10 protein-coding genes are annotated in these 12,107 nt (G+C 71.8%); 3 read left to right on the forward strand and 7 right to left on the reverse strand.

Annotated features, from left to right (window positions below):
• Positions 1-2 precede the first annotated feature (2 nt).
• The 3 genes from ACFVUY_RS05180 to ACFVUY_RS05190 all read right to left on the reverse strand — a co-directional run bounded on the left by ACFVUY_RS05180 (position 3) and on the right by ACFVUY_RS05190 (position 4,703).
• The gene (locus ACFVUY_RS05180) at positions 3-2,213 is read right to left on the reverse strand and encodes an MMPL family transporter (protein WP_387727465.1); all 2,211 of its coding nucleotides are present in this window, start codon (positions 2,211-2,213) and stop codon (positions 3-5) included.
• Positions 2,214-2,506: 293 nt separating this feature from the next.
• On the reverse strand, positions 2,507-3,625 hold the full coding sequence (locus ACFVUY_RS05185) for a fatty acid desaturase family protein (protein WP_387684900.1): 1,119 nt from the start codon (positions 3,623-3,625) through the stop codon (positions 2,507-2,509).
• A gap of 7 nt (positions 3,626-3,632) precedes the next feature.
• Positions 3,633-4,703, reverse strand: a complete 1,071-nt coding sequence (locus ACFVUY_RS05190) for a ferredoxin reductase (protein ID WP_387684902.1) — start codon at positions 4,701-4,703, stop codon at positions 3,633-3,635.
• A gap of 87 nt (positions 4,704-4,790) precedes the next feature.
• Between ACFVUY_RS05190 and ACFVUY_RS05195 the strand changes: the two genes are divergently transcribed.
• The gene (locus tag ACFVUY_RS05195; RefSeq protein ID WP_387727467.1) at positions 4,791-5,930 is read left to right on the forward strand and encodes a PucR family transcriptional regulator; all 1,140 of its coding nucleotides are present in this window, start codon (positions 4,791-4,793) and stop codon (positions 5,928-5,930) included.
• Between the two features lie 178 nt (positions 5,931-6,108).
• Here ACFVUY_RS05195 and ACFVUY_RS05200 read toward each other — a convergent pair whose 3' ends face one another.
• From ACFVUY_RS05200 to ACFVUY_RS05210, 3 genes are read right to left on the reverse strand one after another with little or no spacing between them, the layout of a single operon-like run.
• Positions 6,109-6,864, reverse strand: a complete 756-nt coding sequence (locus tag ACFVUY_RS05200; protein ID WP_387727469.1) for a hypothetical protein — start codon at positions 6,862-6,864, stop codon at positions 6,109-6,111.
• Positions 6,865-6,895: 31 nt separating this feature from the next.
• On the reverse strand, positions 6,896-7,645 hold the full coding sequence (locus ACFVUY_RS05205) for an ABC transporter permease (RefSeq protein WP_387727471.1): 750 nt from the start codon (positions 7,643-7,645) through the stop codon (positions 6,896-6,898).
• Positions 7,646-7,698: 53 nt separating this feature from the next.
• Entirely contained in the window at positions 7,699-8,616 is a 918-nt protein-coding gene (locus ACFVUY_RS05210; protein WP_387684909.1) for an ABC transporter ATP-binding protein, read from the reverse strand.
• A 201-nt stretch (positions 8,617-8,817) separates the two neighbouring features.
• Here ACFVUY_RS05210 and ACFVUY_RS05215 point away from each other — a divergent pair, with 201 nt between their 5' ends.
• Both ACFVUY_RS05215 and ACFVUY_RS05220 read left to right on the forward strand, forming a co-directional pair.
• Positions 8,818-10,173, forward strand: a complete 1,356-nt coding sequence (locus tag ACFVUY_RS05215) for a sensor histidine kinase (RefSeq protein ID WP_387727473.1) — start codon at positions 8,818-8,820, stop codon at positions 10,171-10,173.
• 44 nt (positions 10,174-10,217) lie between these two features.
• Positions 10,218-10,877, forward strand: a complete 660-nt coding sequence (locus tag ACFVUY_RS05220) for a response regulator (RefSeq protein WP_387727797.1) — start codon at positions 10,218-10,220, stop codon at positions 10,875-10,877.
• A gap of 100 nt (positions 10,878-10,977) precedes the next feature.
• On the opposite strand, the gene ACFVUY_RS05225 is transcribed toward ACFVUY_RS05220, so the two are convergent.
• A complete protein-coding gene (locus ACFVUY_RS05225; protein ID WP_387727475.1) occupies positions 10,978-12,054 on the reverse strand; it encodes an ABC transporter ATP-binding protein in 1,077 nt (358 codons plus the stop codon).
• Positions 12,055-12,107: the final 53 nt, after the last annotated feature.

A 12,107-nucleotide genomic window follows, 5' to 3' on the forward strand; every position in this document is an offset into this window, starting at 1 on the left:
CGTCAGCCTACGTCCTGCGGCATGCCGGCAGCAGGGACAGCGGTCTGCGCCCGTCGCGCCGGGCGCAGCGGCCACCATGCCCGCTCGCCGAGGAGCAGCAGCAGCGACGGCAGGACCATGAGCCGGATGACCACGGCGTCCAGCAGCACGGCCGTCGCCAGGCAGAAGCCCATCTGCTTCATCTCGGTGAGGTGCAGGGCGACGAAGGCGCCGAACACGGTCACCATCACGATCGCCGCGCTGGTCACCACCTTGGCCGACCGGCTGATGCCGTCCACTACGGCCTCGCGAGCCGACATCCCGTTCTGCCTGGCCTCCTGTATCCGGCTGACCACGAACACCTGGTAGTCCATTGACAGACCGAAGAGGATCACGAAGAGGAACAGCGGTACCCGGGACGCGATCGCGCCGAGGGAGCGGAAGGCCAGTAGGTGCTCCGCCCACGTTCCCTGGAAGAACACGACCATCAGGCCGAGCGAGGCCCCGGCGGACAGCAGGTTGAGTGCGACGCCGATCAGGCCGATGGCCACCGAGCGGAACGCCCATACGGTCATCACGAAGGTCACCAGCAGCAGGAATCCGATGACCAGCGGCAGTTTGGTGTTCTCGTGATCCACGTAGTCGCGGCCTCGGGCCACCTCACCGCTCACCCCCGTCTCCACGCCGGACAGCTTGCCGACCGTGGCGGGCAGATAGTCCTTACGGATGTGGTCGAGTGACGTGATCGCCTCGGCGGAGGGTGCGGGGAACGGGACGGCCAGTTCCAGCACGCTGATCCGGCCGTCGGCCGACGTACGGACCACCGGCTCGGTGTCCCTGGCGAACAGCGGGTCGGTCTGCGCCCGCAGGCCGAGGTCCGCCAGAGCATGCTGGACCTCCGGGGCCCGCTCCGGTGCGGCGCGTGCGACGACCACGTGCTTGACCAGGAGCTCGGGGAAGGCTGTGTTCAACCGGTCGTAGACCTGCATGGCCGGGATGTCGCGGGAGAATGTGTCCTTGCCCGGGTCGACGAGTTTCAGGCTGAGGGCGGGCGCAGCCAGGGCGAGCATGACCAGCGTTGATACGCACAGCGTGAGGGCGGGGTGCTTCCGCGCGGGCCTCAGCAGCGCGCCGAACATCCGGCCCGTCCCGGCCTCCGCGCGCCTCGTGCGGACCGGCTTGCCGCGGCTCGCCCGGCGGGCGGCCTTGCGGTCCGCCCGGCGCTCGGTCCGCCGGCCGATCTTCACCAGGAGTGCGGGAAGTACGGTCAGGGAGCTGGCCATGGCGACCGCCACGACCAGGATCGTGCCCGTGGCCAACGAGGAGAAGATGACGTCCGTGGCCAGGTACAGGGCCGTGGTGGAGGCGATCACGGCGAGAGCGGAGACCACAATGGCCCGACCCGCGGTCGCCGAGGCCAGCTCCACCAGGGCCTCCGAGCTGAGCCGTCCCCCGGCGCGGGCCCGTTCCTCGCGTTCGCGCTTGAGGTAGAAGAGGGTGTAGTCGACGCCTACCGCCAAGCCGATGAGCAGGATCATGTTGGTCCCGACACCGGGATCGGGCAGGACATGGGACGCGATCATGGACAGCCCCAGGGCGGCGGCGATCGAGGAGAGCGCGAGCAGCAGCGGCACACCGGCCATGACCACCGATCCGAAGACGATCAGCAGGGTGATGAGCGTGACCGGCAGGGTGATGCGCTCGGAGAGCGCGAGGTCCTTCCCGCGCTGGTCGTTGACGCCCTTGCTGATGGAAGGGGAGCCGGTCTCCTCCACGACCAGGTCCGGGTGGCCGTCCTGCACCTGGGCCGTCCGGGCGAGGACCGGGACGACGTTCTTCTTCCCTTCCAGCTCGGGGCCCTTCAGGATCACCGCGACCCTGAGAACCGTGCCGTCCTTGGACCGGACCGGAGCTGCCACGCTGTCCACCTCGGGCAGCTTGCGCAGCCGATCGGTGAGGTCCTGCGCCGCCGCTGCCGCTGCGGCCAGGTCCAGCGGCCCGGACCTGGCGTGGATGATGATCTGCTCGGTCGGCCGCTGCTGCAGGCTGCCCGCGCTCGCGATCGCCTCGGCCCGCCCCGCCTCACCGACCCGGTAGTCCTCGGTGGTTGCTTCATGGGAGCCGATCGCGACGCCGGCGCCGAGGCACAGAATGACAAACGCGAACCAGCCGGCGATCGCGCGCCATGCGTGCCGGGCGCTCCAATCGGCTATCCGTACAGGGAGTTGACTCATGGCCGAGATCCTGGTCGGCCGGGGGCCGTTCCCGACACGCCCGGTCGGTTGAACCTTGGGTCCACCGGTCGGTGGACGGCGGGAGGTGGGGCTGCCGCTGCCAGGCGGCGCCCGTGGCCGAGCCGACCACCGGCCGGACGACCGGCCACTGGGCGCGAGGCATCATGATCACGTCGGGCCGGCCAGGTCAACGGCGTGTCGGGCTGCTGTCTCGGCAGACCTGGTCCGCGGGCCGTCGAGCGCGGCGAGGGCTCCCGTGCGGATGTCGTCACCCGGAGAACCACTACCGGGAGTCAGGCCGTGACGAGCTCCTTCTCGCGGGCCGGTGTCTTGACCTTGGGCTTCCTGTTCGGCAGCGAGAGCCGGAAGACCTTGTGCCACGCGGAGAACACCTGTTTGGGCAGCGGCCCGGTGACGTACTCCAGCTCGTACTTTTCGAACAGCGCGCGCACCTTCACCGCGACTTCGGCGTACCGGTTGCTCGGCAGGTCCGGGAACAGGTGGTGCTCGATCTGGTGGGACAGGTTGCCCGTCATGAAGTGCATGGCCCTGCTGCCGCTGATGTTCGCCGAGCCCATCATCTGGCGCAGGTACCACTGGCCGCGCGTCTCGCCCTCGACCGACTGGCGCTCGAAGACCTGTACGCCTTCCGGGAAGTGCCCGCACATGATCACCGAGTGGGACCAGATGTTGCGGACCAGGTTCGCGGTGAACGTGGCTGCGAGCGTGGTGAGGAACGACGGGCCCGACAGCAGCGGGTGGATCACGTAGTCCTTGAGTACCTGCTTGCGGATCTTGCGGCCCACGGCCTTGGCCCGCGCCCGGAACTCCGGGTTCCTGCGACGGTGCTTCTGCAGGTTCTTGCCGAGTTCGAGGTCGTACGCTGCGATGCCGTACTCGAAGAAGCAGGCGTTGACGAAGTTCCACAGCGGCTGGCCGAGGTGGAGCGGGTGCCACTTCTGGTCCTCGTCGACGCGCATGATGCCGTAGCCGAGGTCGTTGTCCTTGCCGATCACGTTGGTGTACGTGTGGTGCAGCTCGTTGTGCGAGTGCTTCCACTGCTCGGACGGCGAGACGTGGTCCCACTCCCAGGTGGTGGAGTGGATCTTCGGGTCCCGCATCCAGTCCCACTGGCCGTGCAGGACGTTGTGGCCGATCTCCATGTTTTCCATGATCTTCGCCACTGAGAGGCCGGCGGTGCCGAGCAGCCACGCGGGCGGGAAGATCGAGAACAGCAGCACGCCCCTGCTGGCCAGTTCGAGCTTGCGCTGCGCCGAGACGACCTTGCGGATGTAGGCGGCGTCCTTCTCGCCGCGGTCGGCGAGCACCTCGTCGCGGATCGCGTCCAGCTCGCGTCCGAGCTCCTCGATCTGCTCCGCGGTCAGGTGGGCGGTGGGGTCGATGGCGGTCAAGGTGCTTCTACCGTTCGATGTCGCAGGGGCCCGCCGCGGCGGACACGCAGGTCTGGATGAGGACGCCCGGCTCGGCCTCGGTGATCTCGCCGGTGCGCAGGTCACGGACGGCGCCCGCCTTGAGCGGCGTGACGCAGCCGAAGCAGATGCCCATGCGGCATCCGGAGGGCATGAGTACGCCAGCCTCCTCGCCGATGTCCAGCAATGGCGTGGCGCCGTCCGCGTCCACGGTCTTGCCGGTGGCGCTGAACGTGACCTCGCCGCCGTTGTTGCTGCCGCCGTCGCCGGCGACGACGATGCGGGGGTGGAACCGTTCGGTGTGCAGGCGCTCCTGGACGCCGTGCTCGGTCCAGTGCTCCTCCGCGGCGTCGAGCAGGCCCGCGGGCCCGCAGGCCCAGGTCTCGCGCTCGGCCCAGTCGGGCACGAGATCGCCGAGACGGGCGATGTCGAGCCTGCCGTCCGTGTCGGTGTGCACCTCGGTGAGGCGCAGCTTCTTGTCCGCGACCAGGCCGTGCAGTTCGTTGCGGAAGATCACGTCTTGCGGCTGTGGTGCGCAGTGGACCAGGACGACGTCGTCGACCTCGGTGTCGCGCAGCATGCCCATCACGGGCGTGATGCCGCTGCCGGCCGTCAGGTAGAGCACCTTGGCGGGCTTGGCACGCGGCAGCACGAAGTCACCGGTCGGCTGGTCGAGCTGGATCAGCGTGCCCGGTGTCGCCCTGCGGACGAGGTGGTTGCTGACCTTGCCGTCCGGGATCGCCTTCACGGTGATCGTGATGCGGCCGTCCTCGCGGTCTGTCGGTGAGGTGATGGAGTAGCTACGCCACAGGCGCCTCCCGTCGACGTCGACCCCGATCCGCACGTACTGACCGGCCGTGTGGCCGCGCCAGCCCCGTCCCGGCCTGATCACGATGGTCGCTGCGTCAGCCGTCTCGGGGCGCACGGCCTCGATGCGCCCACGCAGGTCGGCGCCCGCACGCAGCGGGCTGACCAGGTCGAGGTAGTCCGACGGCAGCAGCGGCGTCGTGACCATCTCCAGCAGCTTCCATGCCCTGCTGCGGAGGGCTGCACTCGTCATGACTCCAGCTTGCTGCGCCTCAGGGCGTAAAGTCCTGACCATAGGACGTGAATCTGGTCGGCTGAATTGTTCGTAGGGAACAAAAACGTGAGCCATGCAATCAGGAGGGCCGCCGAACTGGTCCTGGATGACACGACGGTCACCGTACTTCGGGCCGCGCTGACGGCCACCGCCGACGAGGTCGTCCAGGCGATCATTGACGAGGTCCCGCCCTATGCCAACGCGCTTTCGGGCCGCATGGGCGGAACCATCCGCCGGGCCGTCCGCACCGCGCTGGGGCACTACCTGGACCTCGCGAGCGGGAACGCCACGAGTGGCGACGCCGGTGACGCGGCCTACGAGCTCGGCCGCGGCGAGGTGCGCGACGGCCGCTCGATGGACGCCCTGCTCAGCGCCTACCGCGTCGGCGCCCGCGTGGCCTGGCGATGCCTGGCAGCGGGTGCCGTACCCGCAGGTCTGCCCGCCGCCGAGGTCGCCAAGTTCGCCGAGCTGACCTTCGCCTACATCGACGAGCTCTCCGCCGCGAGCGCCGCAGGCCATGCCGACGAACTGGCCGCCCGGGGCAGGGCCCACGAGCGCCACCTGGAACACCTGGCCCGCGACCTCCTCGCCGGCGCGAGTCCGGACGTGCTGCTGGCCGCTGTTCAACGGGCCGGGTGGCAGCCCCCGGTTTCACTGACCGTGGTCCTGCTGCCCGCCGCCCAGGCCCGGCCTGCCTACCGCGTGCTCGACCCGGGCACTCTCGTCCTCGACGATCTGCCGGACGCCACCGGTGTGCTGCTCGTCCCCGATGCCGACCGACCGCACCTCTTGCGGCAGCTGACCGGCCGCACCGCCGTGGTCGGCCCGGCACGGCCATGGACTCGTGCGTCCGCCTCGTACGCCCGGGCCGTACGCGCGCGCTCCCTTTCCGCTGAGATTCGCGACACCGAGGACCACCTGCCCGAGCTGGTGCTGAGCGCGGATGTGGACGCGTTCGCAGACCTGCGTGCCCGAGCCCTCGCGCCGTTGCGGGCCTTGCCTGTCGCCACCGCAGGGCGGCTGGAGGAGACGTTGCGGGCGTGGCTGCTGCACCAGGGCAGGCGGGACGAGGTGGCGGCGGCGTTGTTCGTCCATCCTCAGACAGTCCGGTACCGGATGTCGCAGCTGCGGGAGCTGTTTCCGGATCTCGCCTCGCCGGACCGCGTCCTTGAACTGACCATGGCGGTGGGTCTTCGGGGCGGCTGACGCGTACTTCGACCGTCCACGACTGCGTCCGCGAGCGGGCCGGGAATCATGCCTCGTTCTCGGTGTCGGAACGAACGGCGGCGAACAGATGGCGGACGACGGATAACAGCGAACGGATGACAGATTTTGAAATCTGTCATCCGCCATCTGTCATCCGTCCGCTGTCCCCCGTCGTCCGTCAGCTCGGCTCGTACCGCCGCATCGCCCACAGCCCGCCGTAGACCGCCAGGGCGGTCCAGAGCGCCATGATCAGCAGCCCGGTCCAGTGGCCGTAGTGGACGCCCGGCTCGGGCTGGGTGCGCATCGCGTACAGGCCGGCCCGGTCGGGCAGGAACTGGCCCAGTTCGCGGACGCCGGGGATGGCGGCCAGCCAGGTGGTGCCCAGGAACACCATCGGGGTCAGCAGGCCGAGCGCGGCGCTGAAGTTGCCCAGCATCGCGGTCAGTCCGAGGCAGATCAGCACCATCATCGGGTGGTACAGCACGCCGGCCAGGAAGCTGCGGGTCAGGCCCGGGGTGGAGAGGTCCAGGCCGACGGTGGCGCCGACGACCAGGAACGAACCCGCCGTCGAGGCCAGCCCGAGCAGCAGGCCCAGCCCGGTGCCGAGCGTGAGCTTGGCGCCGTAGAGCCGGCCGCGCCGGGGGACGGCGGTGAGCGAGGTGCCGATCATGCGGGTGTTGAACTCCTGCCCCATCAGCAGGATCCCGAGGCAGGCCACCGCGACGTGCCCGAAGAGCAGTCCGTAGAAGATCCCCCCGGCCGGGTCCTCGCCGGCCGTGTGGTCCTTCGCCCCGTAGGCGGCGCTGACAGCCGCCGTGACGCCGACCGTCAGCGCCAGGGCGACCAGCGGGGCCGCCCACTGCGAGGGCAGGGTGGTGAACTTGACCCGTTCGGCGCGTACCGCGTCGGCCGTCGCGCTCATCGTCGCTCCCATGTCTCGTCTCCCATGTCCCTTTCGCCCGTGGTCACTTGGCGCGCCGCATCGCCCGCAGGCCGCCGTACGCCGCCAGGGCGGTCCAGAGCGCCATGATCAGCAGCCCGGTCCAGTGGCCGTAGGCGATCTGCGGGTCGTCGACGTACCGCAGGGCGTACTGGCCGGCCCGGTCGGGCAGGAACTGGACCACCCGGCGCACCCCCGGGACTCCGCCGAGCAGTGGTGAGAGCAGGAAGAGGGTCGGGACCAGCAGTCCCATGGCGGCGGTGAGGTTGCCCAGCATGGCGGTCGTTCCGAGGCAGAGCACCACCACCAGCGTCTGGTAGAGCACCCCGGCGACGGCGGTGCGGACGAAGGCGGGCCCGTCCCAGTCGGCGGGGACGGAGGCCGCGTACCCGGCGAAGGCGCCCGCCGTGCCGACGGCGCCGACCGCCAGGCCGACCAGTGCGCCGAGCGTGAGCTTGGCGCCGTAGAGCCGGCCGCGTCGCGGGACGGCGGTGAGCGAGGTGCCGATCATGCGGGTGTTGAACTCCTGCCCGATCAGCAGGATGCCGAAGCAGGTCAGCGCCGCCTGGCCGAAGTTGAGGCCGTAGAAGACGCCGACACCGGGGTCTTCGGTGATGTTGTGGTCCTTGCCGCCCAGGGCCGCGCCGACGGCGGCGGTGACGCCCGCGGTGAGCACCAGGGCGAGCAGTGGGGTGATCCAGAGCGAGCGGAGCGTGGTGAGCTTGATCCACTCGGCGCGCAGGGCGTTGACGGCAGGGGACCCGGAGGACGTCACGACGGATGCCACCGCGGATGTCGCGGCGGACGTCACGGCAGGGGTCGAAGCGTTCACGCGGCGGCCTCCGCACGGTACTCGACGCTGTCGGCCGTCATTCGCATGAACGCTTCCTCCAGGGAGTCCTGTTGCACGGCGATCTCGTACAGCACCACGCCGTTGGCGGCGGCGAGCGCGGCGATCCGCTCGGGTTCGGCGCCGCTCACCTCCCAGGCGCCGCCGGCGACTTCGGTGGCGTCGAGGCCGTGCCCGGGGTCGCGGAGCAGGGCGGCGAGCTTGGTCGGGTCGACGGCGCGGACCCTGATCCGGGTTCGGCCGTGGCGGTCGATGAACTCGGAGGTGGCGGCGTCGGCCAGCAGCCGGCCGCGCCCGATCACCACCAAGTGGTCGGCGGTGAGCGCCATTTCGGTCATCAGGTGGGAGGAGACCAGCACCGCCCGGCCCTCGGCGGCCAGATCGCGGAGCAGGGTGCGGATCCAGCGGATGCCTTCCGGGTCCAGACCGTTCACGGGCTCGTCCAGCAGCAGCACCGGCGGGTCGCCGAGCAGTGCGGCGGCCACCCCGAGACGCTGGCGCATGCCGAGCGAGAAGCCCCGGATCCGCCGTCCGGCCGCGTCCGCCAGACCGACCTGGCCGAGCACCTCGTCCACCCGGCGGGCCGGCAGCCCGTTGCTCGCGGCGAGCCAGCGCAGGTGGCCGTGCGCGGTCCGGCCGCCGTGCAGTGCCTGGGCGTCCAGCAGCGCTCCGACCGTCCTCAGCGGGTCGGGCAGTTCGACGTAGGGGCGGCCGTCGACCAGGGCGTGTCCGGCGGTCGGCCGGTCGAGGCCGAGGACCAGGCGCATGGTGGTGCTCTTGCCGGCGCCGTTCGGGCCGAGGAAGCCGGTCACCACGCCGGGTCGCACCTCGAAGGTCAGGTCGTCGACGACGCGCCGGCCGTCGTACTCCTTGGTCAGGCCCTGGATCTCGATCACGGCCCGCTCCCCTCGTCTCGTCGTCTTGGCGGTCTCCGCCGGTGCTCGCTGTGGTCGGCCCCGGGCGGTGGCTCCATTCGACCGGAGCGGGCCGGTGCGGCGGATCCCGCCGGGGCGGGGAGCCGCCTCCCTCCCGGGAGGGAGATCGCGGGCGACCGGCGCGGGAGCCGGGCGCCGGGGGCGGACTGGCAGGATGGCCCAATGCCCAAGATCGCAGTGCTGAAGAGCGCGGTGTCCGTGACCGCGGCGCCGCTGAGTGCGGTGTCCGGGCTCTTCGTGCCGCTGGTGGCCGGCGCCACCTACGCACGGATGCTGCACCTGCTGGTGGGGTGGTTCTTCGCGGGCATCGTGCTGATGGTCTATCCGGGGACGTACCACAAGAGCCTCGGCGAGATCCTGATGGCGGGCGTCTCGGTGGACGTCGTGCTGCTCGCGCTGGCCGCGCTCATACCGGCCGCCCGCCGGGCCGAGGGGGTACAGGCGCGACTGCTGCTGGTGCCCGACCGCGAGGAGGACATCGCCACCGAGCCCTCCCGCACCTGGGCCGACCGGCGGCGGACGGCCGGCTGGCTGATCGGGCGGGTCGCGCTGGGTTCGGCGGTCGGATTCCCGCTGGTCTTCGGGATCACCGGGGCCTTCGACCGGCTGACCGGCCCGGACGCTCTCTGGTACCTCCCGCTCGTGCCGGTGGCGGTCCTCGGCTTCGGCTGGTTCCTGGTGTGCGCGGGCCGCCTCCAACTCGCCATGGCGATAAGGCTGCTGGGCCCCTCCCCGGCCGAGCGGCTGGCCGAGGCGGAGCTGCGGGCCGAACGGCTCCTGGAACGCAACCGCTTGGCCCGCGAGCTGCACGACTCGATCGGCCATGCCCTGACGGTGACCGTCCTCCAGGCGGGCGCGGCGCGCGAGGTCGGGGACCGGGACTTCGTCGCCAAGGCGCTCGAAGTCATCGAGGTGACCGGCCGGCAGGCCATGGAGGACCTCGAACGCACCCTCGTGCTGCTGCGCGAGACCCCGGCCGGGGCGAACGGCGTGGCCACCGAACAGCCCGGGATCGACCAGCTGCCCACGCTGTTCGACACCGCCAGGGCGGCCGGCAGCCCGGTGGAGGCGCAGGTCGACGTGAAGCCCGGCATCCTGCCCGGGGTGCTCTCCCGCGAGTCGTACCGGATCGTCCAGGAAGGCGTCACCAACGCGCTCAAGTACGCACCGGGCGAGCCGATCGACATCCGGATCACCGTGCGGGACGGCCGGTTGGAGCTGCGCTGCGCCAACCGGCTTCCCGGCGCCGGACGTTCAGCGACCGGAGCGGCGCGGCCTCCGGCGGGCGGGGCGGGCAGGAGTGCAACGCGCAAGGGCGGAAAGGGGCTGCGCGGAATCCGCGAACGCGCCACGCTGCTCGGCGGGGAGGCGGAGGCGGGGCCTTCGGCGGCGGGTACGGCGGCAGAGGCCGTGGCAGGGGCCGTGGCAGGGGTAGCAGCGGCGGCGGCCGGGCCGATCGAGGAGGGGAACGGGGAGTGGGTGCTTGCCGTGCGCCTGCCCCTACGCTTGGGCTCGTGACGAACGATCTTGCGATGGCAGGTCCGGCCGGAGGCGCCGCCGGGATGACGGACATCCTGCTCGCCGACGACGAGGAACTGATCCGGGCCGGTCTGCGGGCCGTCCTGGAGGCGCAGGGGGACCTGCGGGTGGTCGGCGAGGCGTCCGACGGCGCGGAAGCGGTCGCCCTGGCCCGTGCGTTGCGTCCGCACGTCGTGCTGATGGACGTCCGGATGCCGGTGCTGGACGGCCTGGCCGCCACGCGTGAGCTGCTGCGCCCCGGCGCACCGGGTGAGCGCCCGCCGCGGATCCTCGTCGTGACCACCTTCGAGAACGACGACTACGTCTACCAGGCGCTGCGCGCGGGCGCGGACGGCTTCCTGCTGAAGCGCACCCGCCCGGCCGAGATCGCCCAGGCGGTACGGCTGGTGGCGGCGGGCGAGTCGCTGCTGTTCCCGGCCGCGATCCGCCGCCTGGCGGCCGGGCACGGCAACCCGACCGCCCGTGCGGCGATGGAGCGGGCGGCGCTGACCGAGCGCGAGGCGGAGGTGCTGCGGCTGGTCGCGCGCGGCCTCAGCAACGGGGAGATCGCCGAGCGGCTGTTCCTCGGCGTGCAGACCGTGAAGACGCACGTCAGCAGCGTGCTGGCGAAGCTGGGAGCGCGGGACCGCACCCAGGCGGTGATCGCGGCATACGAGTCGGGGTTCGTCGAGCCGGCGGAGTGATCGCGCCGGGGCAAGACCGCGCTGGAGTGACCGTGCCGGGGGGACCGCGTCGGGGGGCCGCGCTGGAGCGACCGCGCTGGAGTGGGACCGCCGGGGGGCGTCAGGCCGGGTAGGCGTGCGTCTGGGTGGCCTTGACCGACGCCCAGACCGCGGCGCCGGGCGCCAGCTCCAGCTCGGCGACGGCGGCCGGGGTGAGGTCGGCGGCCATCGGCAGGTCGCCGGCGAGCTCGGCGCGGACCCGGTCGCCGTGCAGTTCCAGCCCGGTGACCTCGGCCTTCCACAGGTTGCGCGCGCTGGTCTGCGGGCGCTCCCGGTACAGCGTCACGGCGGAGGGCGGGAAGGCGACGAAGGCCGGGCCGTCCAGTTCCTCGGTGGTGGCCAGGACCGCCCCGTCCGGGAGTGTGACCCGGGTGCCCTCGGCCCGGCCCTGGTACAGGTTCAGCCCGACCAGCCGGGCGATGTAGTCGGTGCGCGGGTGCCGGGCGACCTCTGCCGGGCTGCCGGACTGCACCTGCCGGCCGTCCTCGATCACCACCAGCCGGTCGGCCAGCACCATGGCGTCCAGCGGGTCGTGTGTCACCAGCACCGCGACCGCCTCGAACTCGGCTAGATGGCGCCTTAGTTGGGACCGTACGTCGAGCCGGGTGCGGGCGTCCAGGGCGGCCAGCGGCTCGTCCAGCAGGAGCAGTCGGGGGCGTACGGCGAGAGCGCGGGCGAGCGCCACCCGCTGGGCCTGGCCGCCCGAGAGCCGGCCGGGACGGGCCGAGGCGTGGTCGGCCAGTCCCATCCGCTCCAGCCAGCCGGCCGCCTCCGCCCGCGCCTCGCGCTTGGGGCGGCCCTGGCAGCGCGGGCCGAACGCGACGTTGTCGAGCGCGCTGAGGTGCGGGAACAGCAGGTAGTCCTGGAACACCACCCCGACCGGACGCTCCTCGGCCGGGGTGTGCACACGCTGCGCCGGGTCCTCCAGGAGGCGGCCGTCCAGGCGCAGATGGCCGCCGGTGAGCGGGAGCAGTCCGGCGAGGGCGCGCAGGGCGGTGGACTTGCCGGCGCCATTGGGGCCGAGCAGCGCGACCACCTCGCCGCGGGCGGCGGTGAGGGCGAGGTCGAGGGAGAACGCGGCGCGCTCGACCCGCAGGCGGGCGTCCAGGGCGGGGCCGGGTCGGCTGTCGGTGTTCATCGGGGTGGCGTCCAGGTGTCCAGAGTGCCCGGGAGGTCGAGCGGGTCCCTCGG

This window comes from Kitasatospora sp. NPDC058063 (genome assembly GCF_042885395.1).
GTDB classification, from domain to species: domain Bacteria; phylum Actinomycetota; class Actinomycetes; order Streptomycetales; family Streptomycetaceae; genus Kitasatospora; species Kitasatospora lactacystinica.

Coding starts and splice junctions, on each gene's coding strand:
- ACFVUY_RS05225 (WP_387727475.1), bottom strand. CDS start 12,054: ATGAACACCGACAGCCGACCCGGCCCCGCCCTGGACGCCCGCCTGCGG.
- ACFVUY_RS05220 (WP_387727797.1), top strand. CDS start 10,218: ATGACGGACATCCTGCTCGCCGACGACGAGGAACTGATCCGGGCCGGT.
- ACFVUY_RS05215 (WP_387727473.1), top strand. CDS start 8,818: ATGCCCAAGATCGCAGTGCTGAAGAGCGCGGTGTCCGTGACCGCGGCG.
- ACFVUY_RS05180 (WP_387727465.1), bottom strand. CDS start 2,213: ATGAGTCAACTCCCTGTACGGATAGCCGATTGGAGCGCCCGGCACGCA.
- ACFVUY_RS05190 (WP_387684902.1), bottom strand. CDS start 4,703: ATGACGAGTGCAGCCCTCCGCAGCAGGGCATGGAAGCTGCTGGAGATG.
- ACFVUY_RS05200 (WP_387727469.1), bottom strand. CDS start 6,864: ATGGGAGCGACGATGAGCGCGACGGCCGACGCGGTACGCGCCGAACGG.